This window comes from Mycobacterium sp. NPDC048908, from assembly GCF_043197955.1.
In the GTDB taxonomy this organism is placed as follows: domain Bacteria; phylum Actinomycetota; class Actinomycetes; order Mycobacteriales; family Mycobacteriaceae; genus Mycobacterium.
In genome coordinates this window covers 1-18,944 of the sequence record NZ_JBICUE010000026.1, presented here as the reverse complement: position 1 = coordinate 18,944, position 18,944 = coordinate 1, and the positions used below count along the sequence as shown (strand labels likewise).

19 protein-coding genes, 1 tRNA gene and 1 pseudogene are annotated in these 18,944 nt (G+C 66.9%); 10 read left to right on the top strand and 11 right to left on the bottom strand.

Features of this window, described 5'->3' with window-relative positions; translation table 11 throughout:
• Positions 1–392: 392 nt before the first annotated feature.
• Positions 393–475: transfer RNA gene (locus tag ACGFK1_RS32160), tRNA-Tyr, on the bottom strand.
• Positions 476–604: 129 nt separating this feature from the next.
• Between ACGFK1_RS32160 and ACGFK1_RS32155 the strand changes: the two genes are divergently transcribed.
• The 3 genes from ACGFK1_RS32155 (at position 605) to ACGFK1_RS32145 (ending at position 3,615) form a co-directional block, all read left to right on the top strand.
• Positions 605–1,096 carry a YajQ family cyclic di-GMP-binding protein gene (locus tag ACGFK1_RS32155; protein ID WP_393439607.1) on the top strand — a complete coding sequence of 164 codons (492 nt, stop codon included), beginning with the start codon at positions 605–607 and terminating at the stop codon, positions 1,094–1,096.
• A gap of 127 nt (positions 1,097–1,223) precedes the next feature.
• Positions 1,224–2,246 (top strand): NAD(P)H-dependent glycerol-3-phosphate dehydrogenase, encoded by a 1,023-nt coding sequence (locus ACGFK1_RS32150; protein ID WP_393439604.1) that lies wholly within the window; start codon positions 1,224–1,226, stop codon positions 2,244–2,246.
• A 55-nt stretch (positions 2,247–2,301) separates the two neighbouring features.
• Positions 2,302–3,615, top strand: coding sequence for an ATP-binding protein (locus ACGFK1_RS32145; protein ID WP_393439601.1), 1,314 nt, complete (start codon positions 2,302–2,304; stop codon positions 3,613–3,615).
• Positions 3,616–3,619: 4 nt separating this feature from the next.
• On the opposite strand, the gene ACGFK1_RS32140 is transcribed toward ACGFK1_RS32145, so the two are convergent.
• Positions 3,620–3,772: a hypothetical protein gene (locus tag ACGFK1_RS32140; RefSeq protein WP_393439598.1), complete on the bottom strand. Its 153-nt coding sequence runs from the start codon at positions 3,770–3,772 to the stop codon at positions 3,620–3,622.
• Between the two features lie 52 nt (positions 3,773–3,824).
• Positions 3,825–4,370, bottom strand: a complete 546-nt coding sequence (locus ACGFK1_RS32135) for a hypothetical protein (protein WP_393439734.1) — start codon at positions 4,368–4,370, stop codon at positions 3,825–3,827.
• 131 nt (positions 4,371–4,501) lie between these two features.
• On the opposite strand from ACGFK1_RS32135, the gene ACGFK1_RS32130 reads away from it, so the two are divergent.
• Complete coding sequence (locus ACGFK1_RS32130) at positions 4,502–4,915, top strand: hypothetical protein (RefSeq protein ID WP_393439595.1); 414 nt, start codon at positions 4,502–4,504, stop codon at positions 4,913–4,915.
• A gap of 4 nt (positions 4,916–4,919) precedes the next feature.
• On the opposite strand, the gene htpX is transcribed toward ACGFK1_RS32130, so the two are convergent.
• A complete protein-coding gene (gene htpX, locus ACGFK1_RS32125) occupies positions 4,920–5,798 on the bottom strand; it encodes a zinc metalloprotease HtpX (RefSeq protein WP_393439592.1) in 879 nt (292 codons plus the stop codon).
• 62 nt (positions 5,799–5,860) lie between these two features.
• Entirely contained in the window at positions 5,861–6,868 is a 1,008-nt protein-coding gene (gene grcC1, locus ACGFK1_RS32120) for a nonaprenyl/(2E,6E)-farnesyl/geranylgeranyl diphosphat synthase (protein ID WP_393439590.1), read from the bottom strand.
• Between the two features lie 21 nt (positions 6,869–6,889).
• Here grcC1 and menJ point away from each other — a divergent pair, with 21 nt between their 5' ends.
• From menJ to ACGFK1_RS32105, 3 genes are read left to right on the top strand one after another with little or no spacing between them, the layout of a single operon-like run.
• The gene (gene menJ / locus ACGFK1_RS32115) at positions 6,890–8,110 is read left to right on the top strand and encodes a menaquinone reductase (RefSeq protein ID WP_393439587.1); all 1,221 of its coding nucleotides are present in this window, start codon (positions 6,890–6,892) and stop codon (positions 8,108–8,110) included.
• A gap of 18 nt (positions 8,111–8,128) precedes the next feature.
• On the top strand, positions 8,129–9,031 hold the full coding sequence (locus ACGFK1_RS32110; protein ID WP_393439584.1) for an alpha/beta hydrolase: 903 nt from the start codon (positions 8,129–8,131) through the stop codon (positions 9,029–9,031).
• 14 nt (positions 9,032–9,045) lie between these two features.
• Entirely contained in the window at positions 9,046–10,035 is a 990-nt protein-coding gene (locus ACGFK1_RS32105; protein ID WP_393439581.1) for an alpha/beta hydrolase, read from the top strand.
• Here the strand turns inward: ACGFK1_RS32105 and ACGFK1_RS32100 are convergent, their stop codons facing one another.
• On the bottom strand, positions 10,036–10,491 hold the full coding sequence (locus tag ACGFK1_RS32100) for a hypothetical protein (RefSeq protein WP_393439578.1): 456 nt from the start codon (positions 10,489–10,491) through the stop codon (positions 10,036–10,038).
• A 31-nt stretch (positions 10,492–10,522) separates the two neighbouring features.
• Between ACGFK1_RS32100 and ACGFK1_RS32095 the strand changes: the two genes are divergently transcribed.
• Positions 10,523–10,741, top strand: coding sequence for a hypothetical protein (locus ACGFK1_RS32095; RefSeq protein ID WP_393439575.1), 219 nt, complete (start codon positions 10,523–10,525; stop codon positions 10,739–10,741).
• Here ACGFK1_RS32095 and ACGFK1_RS32090 read toward each other — a convergent pair.
• Positions 10,713–11,768 (bottom strand): alpha/beta hydrolase, encoded by a 1,056-nt coding sequence (locus ACGFK1_RS32090; protein WP_393439572.1) that lies wholly within the window; start codon positions 11,766–11,768, stop codon positions 10,713–10,715. The two genes, ACGFK1_RS32095 and ACGFK1_RS32090, sit on opposite strands and share 29 nt — an antisense overlap.
• Before the next feature lie 55 nt (positions 11,769–11,823).
• Positions 11,824–12,093, bottom strand: coding sequence for a hypothetical protein (locus ACGFK1_RS32085; protein ID WP_393439569.1), 270 nt, complete (start codon positions 12,091–12,093; stop codon positions 11,824–11,826).
• A gap of 36 nt (positions 12,094–12,129) precedes the next feature.
• On the opposite strand from ACGFK1_RS32085, the gene ACGFK1_RS32080 reads away from it, so the two are divergent.
• Complete coding sequence (locus tag ACGFK1_RS32080) at positions 12,130–12,285, top strand: Rv1535 domain-containing protein (protein ID WP_393439731.1); 156 nt, start codon at positions 12,130–12,132, stop codon at positions 12,283–12,285.
• A gap of 98 nt (positions 12,286–12,383) precedes the next feature.
• On the opposite strand, the pseudogene ACGFK1_RS32075 reads toward ACGFK1_RS32080, so the two are convergent.
• The 3 genes and pseudogenes from ACGFK1_RS32075 to ACGFK1_RS32065 all read right to left on the bottom strand — a co-directional run.
• Positions 12,384–14,609 (bottom strand): annotated as a pseudogene (locus tag ACGFK1_RS32075) (HAD-IC family P-type ATPase); the annotation flags it as partial.
• Positions 14,610–16,573: 1,964 nt separating this feature from the next.
• A complete protein-coding gene (locus ACGFK1_RS32070) occupies positions 16,574–17,014 on the bottom strand; it encodes a hypothetical protein (protein WP_393439566.1) in 441 nt (146 codons plus the stop codon).
• Positions 17,015–17,194: 180 nt separating this feature from the next.
• Positions 17,195–17,881 carry a demethylmenaquinone methyltransferase gene (locus ACGFK1_RS32065; RefSeq protein WP_393439563.1) on the bottom strand — a complete coding sequence of 229 codons (687 nt, stop codon included), beginning with the start codon at positions 17,879–17,881 and terminating at the stop codon, positions 17,195–17,197.
• Between the two features lie 70 nt (positions 17,882–17,951).
• On the opposite strand from ACGFK1_RS32065, the gene ACGFK1_RS32060 reads away from it, so the two are divergent.
• Complete coding sequence (locus ACGFK1_RS32060) at positions 17,952–18,776, top strand: SDR family oxidoreductase (RefSeq protein WP_393439560.1); 825 nt, start codon at positions 17,952–17,954, stop codon at positions 18,774–18,776.
• Positions 18,777–18,944 lie beyond the last annotated feature (168 nt).

The window sequence follows — 18,944 nt, the reverse complement described above, 5'->3', positions numbered from 1 at the left end:
GAGGCGATGTCGATGGGAACCAGCAGACGACCCCTGCGAGAACCACCCAGCAGACGACATCGACCGCAACGCGGCACACGACTTCGACGGCACCGTCGAACGGAAGCCGGCAGACGGTGCGCGGGGATGCGGCCCTGCCGTCGACCCATACCGCTAAAGGCGGCGCGCAGGTGCCGCACGCGGCACCGAGCACCGATCGGCGGCGCGTACACCGTGGCGCGGCCGACGCACGCGATCGCGAAGCACGACTGCACACAACCGATACGGCGTAATCGGTCTGATCTACTACCTGGCCCTGCACGGTTCCCCCCGGCGGGCCGAATCAGGTTTTAACCAGAGCTGCTGCGACTACTGTGGACGCGCTGCGGACGATTCGGCCCGACATCACAGGGTGGCAGGTGCAGGATTCGAACCTGCGTAGGCGTTAGCCGACGGATTTACAGTCCGCTCCCATTGGCCGCTCGGGCAACCTGCCTGGGTGCTGCACCGCCCCAGCTGATCCGCTCGTCGCGTCCGCGGGTGACCCGGTTTGGTGCGACTAGCAGGGTACAACGAGGATGGGTCTAAGACGAAAACGCACCATAGAGGCGAGGAGGAACGGTCCATGGCGGATTCATCGTTCGACGTCGTGAGCAAGGTTGACCGCCAGGAGGTCGACAATGCGCTGAACCAGGCCGCCAAGGAGCTGGCCACCCGCTTCGACTTCCGCGGCACCGACACCGCCATCGCCTGGAAGGGCGAGGAAGTCATCGAGATCGTCAGCTCCACCGAGGAACGCGTGAAGGCCGCTGTCGACGTGTTCAAGGAAAAGCTGATTCGCCGCGACATCTCCATGAAGGCGTTCGACGCAGGCGACCCGCAGGCCTCCGGCAAGACCTACAAGGTCAGCGGCACCATCAAACAAGGCATCAGCAGCGAGAGCGCCAAGAAGATCACCAAGCTGATCCGCGACGAGGGCCCCAAGGGGGTCAAGGCGCAGATCCAGGGTGACGAGATCCGGGTCAGCTCGAAAAAGCGGGACGACCTGCAGGCCGTGATCGCGATGCTCAAGGGAGCCGACCTCGACGTCGCGCTGCAGTTCGTCAACTACCGGTAGTCGTTCGCCGATTTCTGCGTGAGGGTCGCGATTCTTCGCCGGGCGCAACCGTGGTGCAGAAATCGACGAACGTATCGGGTTGGCAAACGGACCCTCGACAGCAGGCCTCGGCAATACGCTGAGCGGCATGGCTGCGCAACGTGAACCGAATGTCGTCGTCCTCGGCGGAGGATCCTGGGGCACCACCGTGGCGTCCATCTGCGCCAGGCGCGGCCCGACGCTGCAGTGGGTGCGCTCGCAAGAGACGGCCGACGACGTCAACGACAACCACCGCAATTCGAAATATCTGGGCGACGAGACGCAGCTCCCCGAGAGCCTGCGGGCCACCACCGACTTCGCCGAAGCCGCGCAATGCGCCGACGTCATCGTCATGGGAGTGCCGTCGCACGGTTTCCGCGCGGTGCTCACCGAGCTGGCCAAGGAACTGCGGCCGTGGGTGCCGGTGGTGTCGCTGGTCAAGGGTCTCGAGCAGGGCACCAACTACCGGATGAGCCAGATCGTCGACGAGGTGCTGCCAGGGCATCCAGCCGGCATCCTCGCCGGACCGAACATCGCCCGCGAGGTGGCCGACGGCTACGCCGCCGCCGCGGTACTAGCGATGCCCGACCAGCATCTGGCCGCCCGATTGGCAGAGTTGTTCCGCACCAAGCGCTTTCGCACGTACACCACCGACGACGTGACCGGCGTGGAGATGGCGGGCGCGCTGAAGAACGTCTACGCAATCGCTGTCGGCATGGGTTACTCGCTCGGCATCGGCGAGAACACCAGGGCCATGGTCATCACCCGCGCGGTGCGCGAGATGTCGAAGCTCGGCGAGGCGGTCGGTGGCCACCGCGACACGTTCGCCGGCCTGGCAGGCACTGGCGACCTGATCGTCACCTGCACCAGTCAGCGCAGCCGCAACCGTCACGTCGGCGAGCAACTGGGCGCGGGCAAGCCGATCGACGAGATCATCGCGTCGATGAATCAAGTCGCCGAGGGTGTCAAAGCGTCAAGCGTCATCATGGAATTCGCAGACAAGTACGGCATCAACATGCCGATCGCACGCGAGGTCGACGGCGTCATCAACCACGGCTCCACCGTCGAGCAGGCCTATCGCGGACTCGTCGCCGAGACGCCGGGCCACGAGGTGCACGGCTCGGGCTTCTGAGAGTCGCTGAAAACCGCTGGCTTTTAACGGGCCTGTGCGTTCATACTGTTTCACCGTGTCTGGAAAGGAGGAGTGGTCTTCGTCGCTGGCGTCCGTGCTCGCCGGTGAGCCCCACGACGTGCGGCGCGCGCTCGAGCTGCTCGGTCGAATCCTCACCGACAACGTAAGCACGCGAACCACGTTCGACGGTTTCCTGTACTCCTCACTCGGGCGATTCGACTCCGACGTGGTGTGCGAGGCGCGCTCGCTGTCGTCGATCGGCCACATCACAGCTGGTTTGGCGCTCGCCGCGCTGATCGACAAGTTCGACCCGCCCATCGGTCCCGGTGACGACCACGAACCGCCTACCTGGGCTTCGGTTGAGATCGGCGACGAGAAGATCGCGCCGCCCGCCACACTCGCCGTCTTCTTCGACGCAGGCCAACTCGCACCTGTGCCCGTCGTCGTCCGGATCGTTTCGAATGATTTCGGCGAGTACCGCCGCATCCAGGTTTACGCAGCGCCCGCCGACCGCGAGCACGCTACCCGCGTCCTCGACGCCATCCTGGAAGATGCCAGCGGCCGGATGAGTCTGTTTCGTGGTCGTGCCCTGACGGCGTCCGTCGAGCAGGGCCTCGTCCTCGAGCCCGTTGACCTGCCCGACATCACGCGCGCCAGTGTTGTTCTGCCCGAGCAGGTCTGGGCCGAGATCGATCTCAACGTCGCCGCCGTGACCGTCCACCGAGACCTGATGGAGCGACTGGGCCTCGGCGTCCGTCGCGGCATCTTGCTCGCCGGTCCGCCAGGCGTCGGCAAGTCCTTGGTGTCCCGCGTGCTCGCTCGCGAACTGCTCGGTCAGTTCACTGTGGTGATGGTCGACGCTCGTGCAGGCCATTCTGCGTTGTCCGACATCTATCGGGAGGCCCGCAATTTCGGACCGACCCTCGTCATCATCGAGGACATCGACCTCATCGTTGGCAATCGCAAAAGCCGTGGCGTGAACTCGGTGCTGTCCGAATTCCTGGCGGTCATGGATGCCGATCCGATGGCGTCCTTGCTGACCATTGCGTCCACCAACGACGTCAAAACCCTTGATGCGGCCGCGGTCCGATCGGCTCGCTTCGATTCCATCATCGAAATCGGCTACCCCACCCGCCAAGCGGCGGCCAGGATCCTGTCAACCTACTTGCAGGGTGTGCCCGGCGCCGACGAGGTGGAAAGGGACACCGTCGCCGCGCAATTCACGCCCGATATCAGCGGAGCCGACATCCGCGAGATCGTCCGCCGCACCGTGCTGTCCGGTTCCGGCCGGGTATCCACCGCCGACCTGATCACGACCGTCAACTCCGGCCGGTTCAGGCCGCAGATGCCGCGCGGCAACTACCTGTGATCGACTAGCTCGACTTCTTGTGGCTGTTCTTGCCGCCCTTCTTCGAAGCGTTGGGCGTGTTGGCGATTTTGGCGGCCCGCTGTTTGCTCATACCCTTCTTGCGCAGACCCTCATACTGCTTGTCGTTCTTGACGCTGGGCCCATGATCCTTGGCCATCGTGCCTCCTCGTACTCGTCGAAATCGAGTACCCGGTTCGCGGCACGAACACTCAGTTGGCGAACGGTCCCCGGTTGTCGGGTCGATACAGCAGCGGGTTCTCGGCATTGATGATGAAGCTGCCCGCCGGGCTCAGCACGAACCCCGATTGACTTCGGCTGTCGACACACGTCGTGGTCGTACCGTCATTGCCGCAGCTGACCGTCTGGTAGCTGATCCGTGAACCGGCAGGCAACGGCTTGGCGGCGGAGGCCGCCTCGAACACGTTGCGCGGCGCAATCGAGAAGCCCGCCGGGCCGCCGTAGCCGGCGCTGACCAGATTCGCGCCCTCAGGCGCGGCGGGGATCGGACCACTGCAGCCGTAGCCGTTGCCTTTCTGCAGCGCGCAGATCACGCCGTCCGGTGTGGTGAAAGCGAACCAGTTGCCGTCCATCACCGCGTAGTCGGACAGCTTGACCGGCGCCAGCGCGTTGACGTTCGGCGGCGGGGGCGGCTGCGGCGGTGGATCGGGCGGCGGCTCGGCCGTGGCGAAACCCGGCGCGCCGGCGATGGCCGCCGCGCCAAGGACCCCAGCGAAAACTCTGCTCAGCACGGTCAACACCCTAGATCGCCGGCTTCTGGCTCGCACCATACTCAGCACATCGACCCTCGACTTGTGCGCGTTACCGCAGGAAATCTTGGGATCGGTAGCTCGGCCGGGTCTGTAGTACTGAACCCATGGGAACCAATATGAACCGAATCTCGCGCCTGGCGACAGCGGTCGCCGCGGGCGCCGTCACCACCGCCGCGCTAGCGGTGGGTGCAGGCACGGCACAGGCCGACACGTTCTCCGCGCAGCCGCACAGCTGGTGCCCGGGAGAAGCGTTGCCGTTCAACAACCTCCAGTGGGACATGACGATGTGCCACACCTGGTACACGGTGCCGTTCGGGCAAGGCAACGTGCGGATGGTCGACCTGAAGGGCAATCCGCTGGACAGCTTCATCTCGGCGGACATCCCCGCACCGGTGTTCGAGGCGCCGCCTCCGCCACCGGCGCTGCCGCCGGGTACACCGTTCTGCAGCCCGCGCGGCGCGCTGATCATCATCCCGCCGATCTGCGACGAGATCGGCGTGGATCTACCGCCCGGCTCGGTGAAGCACTAGTTCCCTAGTACAGGCCGGGGCCGCGGCCCGCCATCGCTTCCAGCCTGCGGATCCGGTCCTCGATCGGCGGGTGGGTCGAGAACAGCTTGCCGATGCGCTCGCCGGACCGGAACGGGTTGGCGATCATCAGGTGGGCCTGATCGGCCAGCTGCGGCTCCGGCGGCAACGGTGCCTGCTGCACGCCCGCGCTGATCTTCCGTAACGCTGAAGCCAACGCCAGCGGGTCGCCCGTCAGCTCGGCGCCCGATTGGTCGGCCTGATACTCCCGCGACCGCGATACGGCCAGCCGGATCACCGTCGCGGCGATCGGACCGAGCAGCGAAACCAGCAGAATGGCAAAGGGATTCGTGCCGCCCTCGCGGTTACCGCCGAACATGCTCGCGAAGAAGGCAAGGTTGGCCAGCGCCGTGATCACTGCGGCCATCGCACCGGCGACACAAGAGATCAGGATGTCGCGGTTGTAGACATGGGACAGCTCATGGCCGAGCACGGCGCGCAGTTCGCGTTCGTTGAGGATCTGCAGAATGCCCGTCGTGCAGCACACCGCGGCGTTGCGCGGGTTGCGGCCGGTGGCGAACGCGTTCGGCGCAGAGGTGTCGCTGATGTACAGCCGCGGCATCGGCTGGCGCGCCGTGGTGGCCAGCTCGCGCACGATCTTGTACATCACCGGGGCCTGCATCTCGTTGACCGGGACGGCGTGCATGGCCCGCAGGGCCAGCTTGTCGCTGTTGAAATAGACGTAGACGTTCATGCCGACGGCGAACAGAACGGCCAGGAACATGATGTTGCGGCCGAACAGCGCGCCAATGAACACGATCAGCGCCGAGAAGCCCGCCAGCAGCAGGAACGTCTTCGCGGTGTTGGCGTGCGGATGCCAGGTCATTCAGCTTCCTCCTACGAACTACCCGCTGACTCAACGCCCGGCCCGGCCACGCAAGTTCCAGGTCAGCCGTGCCGGTTCACCGTGTAGTCCACCAGAGTCGCCAACGCTTGGCGACCGGGCCCGTCAGGCAGGACGGCCAACTCGTCGCGGGCTTGCTTGGCGTACCGGGCCACGGTGTCCTTGGCCTGCGCCATGCCCGGTGACCGTCGCAGCAACTGCAGCGCCTCGGCCAGATCGTCGTCGTTCTCGACCGGTCCCTTCAACAATTGGCGCAGCCGGTCGCCGTCCGGGCCGGGGTCCCGCAATGCGCACAGCACCGGCAGGGTGTGCACGCCCTCGCGCAGGTCGGTGCCGGGCACCTTGCCCGACTCGTCAGGGTCGCTGTCGATGTCGATGATGTCGTCGGAGATCTGGAACGCCGTGCCGACGATGCCGCCGAGCCTGCTCAGCCGTTCGATCTGCTCCTCGTCGGCGCCGGAGAAGGTGGCGCCGAACCGGCCCGACGCCGCGATCAGGCACGCGGTCTTCTCGTACACCACCTTCAGGTAGTGCTCGACTTCGTCGACACCGTCTGCGGCTCCCCTGGTCTCGCGCATCTGGCCGGTGACCAGCTGCGCGAACGTATCGGCGATGACTCGAACGGCCTCAGGGCCGAGCCTGCTGACCAGGCGCGAAGCAGTCGCGAACAAGTAGTCGCCCGCCAGGATCGCGATGTTGTTGCTCCACCTGGCGTTGGCGCTCGGTGCGCCGCGACGCACCTGGGCCTCGTCCATCACGTCGTCGTGGTACAGCGTCGCCAGGTGCACCAGTTCGATGACGGCGCCTGCGACGGTGACCTGCCACGCATCGGGTTCGGGACCCAGCTGCGCCGACAGCACGGTGAACAGCGGGCGGAACCGTTTTCCGCCTGCCTGGAACAGGTGCTGGACGGCCTCGGACATCAGTTCGTCGGCTTTGCCCAGCTCAGTGGCCATCAGGTCCTCGATACGCGCTACGCCGTCGCGGACGTCCTGCGCGAAGAGTGGATCGCCGAAATCCACCCCCGCCACCACGCTCGCTGGTGTCCTCACCCTGCCAACATACTGGGAGGCGTGAGTATGCGAGCCGACGTGGTCGTCGTGGGCGCCGGGCCTGCGGGCTCGGCGGCCGCCGCGTGGGCCTGTCGCGCCGGACGCGACGTGCTTGTCATCGACTCGGCGCAGTTCCCGCGGGACAAGGCCTGCGGTGACGGGCTGACCCCGCGCGCGGTGCTGGAGCTGCAGCGGCTGGGGTTGGGGCCATGGCTTGGGGGTCGCGTGCAGCACCGCGGGCTGCGGCTCATCGGGTTCGGCGGTGACGTCGAAGTCGAGTGGCCCGGTCCGTCGTTCCCGGCGGTCAGCAGCGCGGTACCGCGCACGGAACTCGACGACCGCATCCGGATGGTGGCCGCCGACGACGGCGCCAAGATGCTGCTCGGCGCGAAAGCCGTTGATGTGCGCCATGATTCGGCTGGACGCGTGTCGTCGTTGGTGCTGGACTCCGGCGCCGAGATCGGTTGCCGGTCGCTGATCGTGGCCGACGGGGCACGGTCGACGTTGGGCCGATTGCTCGGCAGGCGGTGGCATCGAGAGACCGTCTACGGCGTGGCGATCCGCGGGTACATCGCCACGCCAAGGGCCGACGAGCCGTGGATCACCTCGCACCTGGAGTTGCGTTCCCCGGACGGCCGTGTGCTGCCCGGCTACGGATGGATCTTCCCGCTGGGCAACGGCGAGGTGAACATCGGCGTCGGGGCGCTGGCGACGTCGAAACGGCCCGCCGATGCCGCCTTGCGGCCGCTGATGTCGTACTACACCTCGCTGCGGCGCGACGAATGGGGCTTCACGGGTGAGCCGCGCCTTCCGTTGTCCGCGCTGTTGCCCATGGGCGGCGCGGTATCCGGGGTGGCGGGGCCGAACTGGATGTTGATCGGCGACGCCGCGGCGTGCGTCAACCCGCTCAACGGTGAAGGCATCGACTACGGCCTGGAGACCGGCAGGCTGGCCGCCGAGATGCTGGACACCGGCGACCTGTCGTCGGCATGGCCTGCGGTGCTCTCGTCGCACTACGCGCGGGCCTTCTCGGCAGCGCGACGGCTCGGGCTGCTGCTGACCATCCCGCGGTTTCTGCCGACGACGGGACCGCTGGCGATGCGGTCAACGGCTCTGATGAACGTCGCGGTGCGGGTGATGGGAAACCTGGTGACCGATGAGGATGTCGACTGGATCGCGCGGGTATGGCGGTCGGCGGGCTTGGCCTCACGACGAATGGACCGGCGGCCGCCGTTCAGCTGACCGCTAGAGTGCCACGCTGTGTCAATTCTGACCCGCCAGCCGGTGGCCGACGCTGCGGCGCGGTTGTTCGCCGCCGTCGTCAACCCCACGCCCAAGCCCGGAGTTCTGTTCAAGGAGATCGCCGGTTCGACCACCGAGACCCGTATCGAGACGCGCCACGGCCCTGTCGCGGCGACAATGTATCACCCGCGGCCGCACACTGGCGGGCCCGCGGTGTATGTCAACGTGCACGGCGGCGGGTTCGTGGTTGGCCATCGCGAACAAGACGATCCGTGGTGCCGCTACCTCGCCGCCAACGCCAATGTTGTTGTCGTCAATACCGATTACGTGTTGGCCCCGCACAAGCGGTTCCCGGCACCGGTGGAACAGGTCTACGACGTACTGCGTTGGGCGTCTGCGCGAGAACGTGACTGGGACGGCCGACGGCTGTGCGTCGGAGGACAAAGCGCAGGGGGCAACTTGTCGGCAGCGGTTTCGCGGATGGCCCTCGAGGACGGCGGCCCACCGATCGTGCTGCAGACGTTGCATTACGCCCCACTGGATTTGGTGACACAGGCCGCTGACAAGCCGTCTCCGCGTGGCTGCAAGGCGGTCCTGAAGCCATGGATGAGCGCGGTGTTCGACACCGCCTACATCCCCGACCGCGCGCAACGCCGCCACCGGCTGGCCTCCCCCGCGTGGGGACCGAACGCCGATGACATCACCGGTATCGCACCAGCAGTGGTCGTCACGGCGGAGTTCGACCGGCTCCGCGACGAAGCCAAACGGTACGCGGACAAGCTGGACGCGGTCGGCTCCCTGGTGGAATACGTCGAGGTGAGCGGCGTGGACCACGGCTACAACATCATGAGCGACGCGACCGAGGTCACGCGTCAGATGTACGACTTGATCGCCGGTCACGTCCGACGAGCGACCAGCTGAAAGGCACACGCGCAATGATCACTCGACGCGACTTCGCGCGAGCCGCCGGCCTTGCCGTCGCAGCGACCTCAGTGGCCAGTTCTGCACTTGCGGGGGCATCGCCGACGCGCACGTCGTTCGGTTCGCTCAAACAAATCGATGCCGGGCTTCTCAACGTCGGGTACGCGGAGGACGGACCAGCGGACGGCCCTCCCGTGATCCTGCTGCACGGTTGGCCGTACGACATCCACAGCTACGTCGACGTCGCGCCGATTCTGGCCGCACGTGGATATCGCGTGCTGATCCCGTACCTGCGCGGTTACGGAAGCACACGGTTCCTCTCGTCTGACGCCGTGCGCAACGGGCAGCAGGCCGCACTGGCGCACGACGTCGTCGCATTCATGGATGCATTGAACATCGACCGTGCGGTGCTCGGCGGGTTCGACTGGGGCGCACGCAATGCCGACATAGTCGCTGCGGTCTGGCCGGAACGGGTCAAGGCACTCGTTTCGGTGAGCGGTTATCTGATCGTGAATCTCGTTGCCAATCAACAGCCTTTGTCACCGCAGGCGGAGCACGGCTGGTGGTATCAGTACTATTTCGCGACCGATCGCGGCGTTCTGGGTTACCGGCAGAACACCCACGACTTCAACAAATTGATATGGCGCGAAGCCTCGCCGACATGGCAGTTCGACGACGCCACCTACGACCGCAGCGCCGCGGCGTTCGTGAACCCGGATCACGTCGACATCGTCATCCACAACTACCGCTGGCGCTTGGGCTTGGCCCCCGGGGAACCGCGGTACGACGAACTCGACGACAAACTGGCCGCAAGCCCGCCGATCACCGTGCCCACCATCACGATCGGCAGCGACTTCGACGGCCCCAACAAAGACGGCGCCGCCTACCGCAAGATGTTCACCGGTCCCTACGCGCACCGGGTTCTGGACGGCATCGGGCACAACGTCCCGCAGGAAGCGCCGCAGGCGTTCGCCGATGCCGTTGTCGCGGCCGACAGGATGTAGTCAGTCGCTCGACGAGGACGAACTGCCGGAGTCGCTCGACGAGGATCCGGAATCAGTGGACGAGTAGTCGGTCCCCGAGGAGTAATCGCTGGACGTCGAATAGTCCGACGACGACGTTGAGCCGGAGTCAGTCGACGCAAACGACAGGGCGGTCGACGAGAACGGGTCGTACGTGCTCGCCGAACCCTCGCTGATGTGCACGCTGCCGCCCTGCAGGCGCTGCGCCACCTTCACCGCGAGCCGAACATCGGCAGGCGCCTTGTCGGGGTCGCTGGCCTTGGTCAGCGCGATCGCGATCAGCACGTCGGCCGCGGTGATGAACAGCCCGGCCCAGTACGCCCACTTCATGGTCGGATCGGGTTGCGTGGCAAAGAAGATGATCAAGAAGATCGGTCCGACGATGCCGAAGACGAACATCATCAACTGAATCTTGACGTAGCGCCAGAACGTGGCCACGCGCCGCAGCATATCGCGCAGGATGTGCGGTATGCCCGACGTCTACCGCGCGCCGATCCGCTCTCGCAGCGACGACGTCGATACGGAGGCGACGATCGAGCGTGCGCGCCGGATGGGTCTGTGTGGGTTCGGCGAACGCGTGCGCGATCACGGCGAGCAGGTCCGGCTGACCCGTCGGGTCCGGCGGTTCAAGGACATTGCCGACGGTTCGGTTGAGGCTGTCAGCTCAGTGACTTCGCGAATCCGCTGACGTCACGCATGCTGGCCTCGAACACCTCGGGCATGGCCGCAGGAAACATCAAGTCACCGCCGTGACAGGTGCCCAGCACCATGCGGCCTACGGTGGGGACCCCAGCTCCCAGCAGGCGGCGGTAGTAGGCCAACCCTTCATCGCGCAGCGGGTCCAGTTCGTTGACCGAGATGACGTGCGGCGGTAGCCCGCTCAACTCCTCATCGCTGGCCGCCAGCGCCCAACAGGTGGCGTCTGCGGCATGCGCATTCGTCGGATCGTAGAGCGATGCCAGTACCGCAAGCTGTTGCAGGCTGATGAAATACCCGTCGTTTTCCTTCATCGACGGCAGATCATCGCAGTCTTCCGACCAGCGATTCGAAATGTAGGGGCATTGCGCGTAGAACCCGGCGATCTCGTTCTGCCACCCTTCGCGTTTCGCCTTGTGCGCGACGGTGAGCGTCAAGTTCCCCCCGCCGGACTCGCCCGACACGATCAGATGACTGACGCCCAACTCAGCGCGGTTCGCCGATACCCACCTGGTGGCGGCCGCGCAGTCGTTGAGCCCCGCCGGGAACGGATACGGACCGAACGCGCCGCCGGAGTTGCGGAACTCGACACCCACCACGACCACGCCTGTGCTGGCGAGGTATTCCCGCAACATCATGTAGGCGACGTCGGCGGCGCGACTGATCGCCATGCCGCCGCCGTGCAGGTGCACCACGGCCGGCAGCGCGCCGGACGCACCGTCGGGGCGACTGATGTACAGCGTCACCTCGTTCCCATCGCCGGGGATCGTGGTGGTCGTGGTCGTCACCCCATGCACTGCGGGTGCTTCCTGCGCCAGCGACGCGAAGACGGCAGCCATGCCCTGCTCGCCGAGCTTGCTGAACTCGAGCCGCTCCTCGAGCGGCGAATCGACCGTCACCGGTAACGGCGGCAACCGATTGTCGAGACCAAATTGCGCGAGCGCCTTGACCATTCGCGGGTCGGAGCGGGGATCGGTGCCGAGGGTGCTGTCAGGATCCGCGAGACGACCGTAAGCCATGACTCGACGCTACCTTCGGAACTCGCGCGGCGCGAAGTCACTCAGCGCAGCGGCCTCAGGCGTCTTCGATCGCCTCGCCGATCTCCTTCGCGACCCGGCTGTGATGTTGTTCGGTCAATGCATGCCCGGCCGCAATCGCCAGGGCGATAGGCCAGTCGAGAATCTCGACGGCGGCCAGCACGCCCAAGGCACCGTAGTACGCGAGGTGCTCCGGACGCGGTATCCGCATTCGGCCCACCACGGGCAGGTTCACGCTGAAGGCCTCCGCCTCGGTGATCCGCTTGACGGCGTCACGGTGGCTCGAGCCGTGTGATTTTTCGGCCATTCGTTGCCCTCCCGTCATGGCGTGTTCGACGTTTGTATGCCTGGCTTCCTCACCGTGGCAGGCGTGGCAGGTCTATCCGTGTCCATCGGCCCCGACCCGTTGACCGATGTCGTCGCCGGAGTGCTGGCGGTGCCGTTGCGTGAGCTGTACGCGGTGCTCTGGCGTGCCGGCCTGGTCGACATCGACGACTGATTTCCGGCCTCGCGCGCAGCCAACATCCGCGGCGCGACTGCGGCCACTGAGGTCGCCACGGTCGCTGTGCCCAAGGCCTGCGCCCAGCCGAGAGGACCCAACGGTGTACTGCCGAGCAGTTGACTGACCACCGGTGTGCTGATCAGTCCGCCGAGTGCCATCAGTGACCCCACGGCGGTGCTCACCACAAGCGGATCGCGCGAATCGATCAACGTCTGCCCCAGCTGAGCCGAAACCAGGGCCACCAACGCCACCGTCGACGCGCGCCGCTGAGTTCCCGTGACGCTCGCCAACGCCCACGCCGCCGTCGCAGCGCCGGCCGTCGTCGCGCCGCGCACGGCGACGGTGCGCCACAACTCCGCTTCGTCGAGGCCGCGGTGTCCGTTCGCCGGCTCACCCGTAGGCTCGCTGACCGCGAGTGCCGCCGCCGGAAGCGCGTCGGTGAGCATGTTGACCAGCAGCAGTTGCCTGGTGTTCAGCGGCGAGCGGCCCGTCAGCGCCGTGCCGAGGAGAGCAAAGCCCACCTCACCTGCATTGCCGCCAAGCAGGATCGCCACCGCCGCCTGGACTCGGCGCCACAATCGGTTGCCCTCGTCGAGCGCATCGATGAGCGACCCGATCCTGCCCTCCAGCAGCATCACGTCGGCGGCCGTGCGGGCCGGGTCGCTGCCGTGCGAGGCCACGCCGATTCCGACAGTCGCCGCGCGTATCGCTGCGGCGTCGTTGGCCCCGTCACCGACCATCGCACAGACTCGGCCAGTTCGCTCGAGCGTCTCCACGATCTGCACTTTGTGTTCCGGTGACATCCTGGCGAACACGACGCGGTCCTGCACCGCGCGCTCCTGCTCACGCCGCGCCAGTGCTTCCCACTCGGCGCCACTCATCACTTGGTCTGCGGTGACCGCCATGCCGAGTTCGTCCGCGATCGCGGTGGCAGTCACCGGATGGTCGCCTGTGATCAGACGCACGGCGACACCGGCGCCCGTCAGACGCGTGAGCACCTCAGCGGCGTCGGGCCGCGGCGTGTCCGAAAGACCAAGGAGACCGACGAATTGCAATTGCCGCGTGCATAGTTCGGCGAAGGCATCGGGATCTGCTGCAGCGGAATGTACTTCGCGTTCGGTCAGTTGACGCCGCGCCACCGCCAACACGCGCAGTCCCTTCTCGGCCAGTTTCGCCACCAACCGTTGCACCGGCTTTTGCGAACCGGAGCACGCGGGCACCACGACCTCAGGCGCACCCTTGATCGACAACTCGCGATCGCGGATGGATGCCGAAAACGGTCGGCCAGACCTGAACGGCAGATGTACATCTGCCGTGACGAACGAGTGATCAACCGCCTCAACGGCTTTCGCCACAGCACTGTCGGTGGCATGTTCGTGCCGATCGCCGTTGGCCGGCGGTGTGGCGCGGCCCGCGTGTGCGAGTACATCGTCATCGCTCATGCCCTCGGCTGCCTCGATCCGGGTGACCCGCAGTCGGTTTTCACTGAGAGTGCCCGTCTTGTCGAAGCAGACCACGTCGACGCGGCCCAGTGCCTCGACCGACCGCGGGCTGCGCACCAGCACACCGGATCGCGTCAGTCGACGCGCCGACGCCTGCTGGGCGAGGGTGGCAACCAGCGGCAGGCCTTCCGGAACGGCGGCGACGCTGACAGCGACGCCGCTGCTGACTGCCCGCCGTAACCCGGTGCGGCGGAGCAGGCCCAGCATCGTGACGAGTCCCCCACCGGCAATGCTGACCGGCCACGCCCGATCAGTGAGGTCACGCAGTTGCGCCTGTAGACCGACTGAGGAACCACCTGCGCCAGGGGCCTGCATCGCACGCCTGGCTTGGGTCTGACCGCCGACAGCGGTGACGATGCCGACAGCGGTGCCTGCCACCACTGTGGTGGTTGCGTGCAGCACGCACGCGCGCTCAGCCACCGGGACGGCCGGCGTGGCATCGACTTGCTTTGGTACAGGAAGGGATTCGCCGGTGAGAGACGACTCGTCGACCTCGACATCGGTGGCGCGAACCAGCCTGGCATCCGCGGGAACCACCTCACCCGGCCGCACCTCGATCAGATCGCCCGGCCGCAAGTGTGCGGTGTCGACAGTGGCATAGCCTTGGCCGTCGAGCACGCAGCGGGCGGGCGGATCCTGCACAGCCAGCAGTCGGCGCAGCAGGCGTTCGGCACGAAGCTTTTGGGTGGCTGCCAGCGCCGCGTTTCCGGTCAGAACTGAGCCGACAAGCACGGCGTCCGACGGGGAGCCGAGCACGGCGCTGGCCGCCGAACCTATGGCGAGCACGGGCGTCAGCGGATCGGACAGCTCATCACGCATCGCATCGACGAAGTCGCTGACGCTGCGGCGCAGAGGAGTAGCCACTGATCGGGCCATCGACATCCGCGACTTGGCCTGTCGTCCAGCATGTTTCGGCGGCGGCGGTAACAGCCGGCGGACCTGTTCGACCGAAAGCGCATGCCACTCACGCGTGGTGTCCGCGACCGGCGGGGCCGCGTTCAACACCCCGCGGGCGAGCCGGTATCCCGTCCAGGCACCCGCACCCGCTCCGGCAGTGACAGGCCCCGGGCCTCGGCCGCGAACGCCGGGGATCATCAACAGAGCGCCGAGAAGTGATGCGCCAGTGGCTATTTCGACGCCGCGCTCGCTTGCGCGACGCGCTGCGGGAAGTGCCCGCATGATTCGCCAGACGCCATCCACATCGTCGACGAGCAGATCGGCGTGCCAGACCGCGGGCCCGCTTCCGATGCAGATACCCACGTCGGCGTCGGCGGCCGCCTGAGAAGCGGCGCGCGTCACAGCCATAACCGTGCGTCCGTCTTCCTGTAAGCGGGTGACCAGTTGTGCGAGGGCCTGGTCGACGGAGCCATGGTAGGGATAGAGGTCGTCGAAACCCGACCGCAGCTCGTCGAGCGAGTCGAGGTCGAGTGACACCACATCGGCTCCACCGCTTCGCGCTTCGCGCAACACGGCCGACGCCAGCGGATGATTCGTGTAGCGGACCAGGGCTTCACCCGCGGGCCGATGACCGTTGGTGCCCGGAATCCTGTGCCAGCCCGCCGCGATCGCACCGCGGTCAATCTCTTTGTCCGCCCACTGCCAGATCGCCGCGCGTTCGGCACCGGTCGCATTGCGGATGCGCCCGACCCGCAGCTGGTCGGTGCACAAGGCGCGGGGGTCGATGACGACGGTGTCGATCCGATCCAGTCTGCGAAACGCCGCGGACGCCAGTGGCAGCACACCGTGGTGATTCGCCAGCCCACGACCGATCGTTGCGGCGAACGCCTCCCGGCTGGTGCGGGCCGCCTTCGGCGCGGCGACGAGTGCGGCGGTGGCGGCAGCATCAAGACTGCCCGTGGCGAATCCGACCGTCGCGGCACCGATGCCCTGCACGACGCCGCAGCGATCGCCGTGTCGCTCGACCGGCCCCGGCGGCATTGGCCGCGGCCGCTGCGACGGCCGAATCCCATCACTGCAGTCCGCCCGATTGGCCAGCCCCGGCTCCCGCCGCCGCCAGGCCTGGGCCGCCGACTGCGCCTCTGCGGCCCGGATGATGTGCAAGGCGAAGTCGACCGCGAGGGAGGCCGGCGCCTGAGTAAACGTGTACATGGCACTCGTTGCGAAGGCGAGCGCGGTGTCGGCCCCGTCGGCTCCGAGTCGGTCTTCCACCAACCGCCGTAGCCGCGGCTGATAGTCGACGAGCGTGACCGTTGCCGCCAGCGCCGCAGGCAGGCGTGGCCACAACAACGCCCGACCGGCGAGCGTTACCGACAGGCCGACCGCGCTGGTCGCGGCCGCGGTGACAGCTGCCGCGAGCGCCATGGTGTCACCGGGCAATTCGACGGCCAGCGGCGAGGCCTGTGACGCGCCGGGGTCAGCCTCTTGGTCGGCTTCCTTTTCCGCGACATCGACCACGCCGCACAGATCCGAGAGCGTCGGGGCGTCCTCATCAAGCTGCACTACGACCCGTGACAGCGGTTGGTTCAGCTTGACCCACCGCACCCCCGGACGGGCCCGCAGCTTCGCCGCGACGAGCTGACCGACTCGATCGTTGCGACCCGCGTCGGTGAGCCCGCGTACTTCGATCCAGCAGCGGCCGTCTCCCTCCCAACAGCGGCGCGAGCGCGCGCCTCTCGCCAATTCCGACACGACATCGGTCATGGCAGTCGTCACCTGACCGACGCCTCCGGCCGTCACGGCAGACGCGGTTTTCACGCCGGAGTCGAGCACGCGAAAAGGCAGCGATGCGGAGGACCGCATCAGTTTGACGAAATCCACGGCGATCAGCGCTTGGCGGCAGAGCGGCGAGTCCCCGCCGCGGACCTTCGTGACGTCGACTTGGCCGAGGTCGCGGTCTTGCGGGCGGCAGCACGCTTTGGCGCAGGCTTCACCCTCGCCGATTCCGCGTCGGGTACGGCCATCAGAGTCGGTGGCGCCTGGCCACCGGACCGTTGGTTGAGTTGGTGCACCACAAGTGCCGTGCCGCCGATACCCAGCAGGACGGGCCAGTCGACCAACCCCGCCGTGCCGATCGCGGCGAGAGTGAGGGCCGCCGCGGGCATCGAATGGCTACCGCTCCTGATTCCGTTTTTGGCGCCGGCGAAGGTGCCCTGTACGCCGCCGATCACGCCGTTGACCGCCGCGCCACCGACAGCGCCCGCGGCCGCCGTCGTGGCTTCCGCGGCCCGGGTGATGACGCCTACCGCGCCGTTGATGATGTTCATTGTTCAACCGCTCCGTGCTAACGCCTTGGAGATCTCCAATTCACGGCGAGTACCCGCGCATACGGGCGTTCAACCTGCGGACTACCTGTGATCCGAAGCGATGCGGAACACTTCGGGGTACGCCTGCGTTCGCAGCTCAATCCGCTTGTGCCACAGGCAATGTAACGCCGGGCGGTGTTTCTAGAGCTTGGTCGCGGCGTGCAGCGCGACGATGCCGCCCGTCAGGTTGCGCCACCGCACGGCCGACCAACCGGCGTCGGCGATGCGGCGCGCCAGCTCCGGTTGATCCGGCCACGCGCGAATCGACTCGGCCAGATAGACATAGGCATCGGGATTCGACGACACCGCGCGGGCGATGCGCGGTAGCGCCTGCATCAAATACTCCTTGTACGCGGTGGCGAACGCGCGGTTGGTCGGGGTGGAGAACTCGCACACCACCAGCCGCCCGCCCGGGCGCGTCACCCTGGCCATTTCACGCAGCCCCGCCGCGAAGTCGACGACGTTGCGCAGTCCGAAGCTGATCGTCACCGCGTCGAAGACGCCGTCGGCGAACGGCAGCCGCGTCGCGTCGGCCCCTACCTTCGGCACATCGCGCTCCGCGCCCGCTGCCAACATGCCGACCGAGAAGTCGGCCGCCACACACCACGCCCCGGACGCCTCGAGTTCGACCGTCGAGACCGCGGTGCCCGCAGCGAGGTCGAGCACCTTGTCGCCCGGCCCGATGCGCAGCGCCGAGCGGGTGGCCCGCCGCCAGAACCGGTCCTGTCCGAGGGACAGCACGGTGTTGGTCAGGTCGTAGCGGCGCGCCACGGCATCGAACATCGACGCCACCTCATGCGGGTCTTTGGCCAGCGTCGCGCGGTTCACGCAGCCAAAACTACCTGTGAAGATGCTTCATCCGGGAATGGGGACGGCCGCAGTGGGCATTACCCCCAGCATGAGCAACAAGGTTTGGTTCATCACCGGGACATCACGCGGGTTCGGCAGAGAGTGGGCGATCGCCGCGCTCGAGCGGGGCGACAAGGTCGCTGCCACCGCACGCGACACCGCGACGCTGGACGACCTGGTCGCCAAATACGGCGACGCGCTTCTGCCTCTGCAACTCGACGTCACCGACCGCGACGCTGACTTCGCCGCGGTCAAACAGGCGCACGACCACTTCGGTCGGCTGGACATCGTCGTCAACAATGCTGGCTACGGCCACTTCGGCTTCATCGAGGAGCTGACCGAGGCCGAGGCGCGGGCCCAGATCGAGACGAACGTGTTCGGCGCGCTGTGGGTGACACAAGCCGCGCTACCGTTCCTGCGGGCGCAGCGCAGCGGTCACATCCTGCAGGTGTCGTCGATCGGCGGCATCACCGCTTTTCAAAACGTCGGCATCTACCACGCGTCGAAGTGGGCGCTGGAGGGCTTCTCACAGGCGTTGGCGCAAGAGGTCGCGCCGTTCGGAATCCATGTGACGCTGATCGAGCCGGGCGGGTTCGCTACCGATTGGGCCGGATCGTCGTCGAAACGCTCTGCGCCGCTGCCCGATTACAAAGAGGTGCACGAGGCAGCCGAGCGGGCGCGCAGCCAGCGCGTGTCCAAGCCGGGCGATCCGCAGGCGTCGGCCCGCGCGGTGCTCAAGATCGTCGACGCGGCCGAGCCGCCGCTGCGGGTGTTCTTCGGTGAGCTGCCGCTGTCACTGGCCAAAGCCGACTACGAAAACCGGCTCAAGACGTGGGAAGAGTGGCAGCCGGTCGCGGTCGAAGCCCAGGGCTAATCCCGCGCGAGCAGGGCATCCCGCGCGAGCAGGGCATCCCGCGCGAGCAGACGCAAAACTGCCCAAAATTGGCGGGCGGTTTCTAGCGCTCTATGCAACAGCGGTCGGTGTGGACGGGTTGGAGAGTAGTTCGTCGAGGGCTTCGGCGGGTGTTTTCCAGTCCAGTGT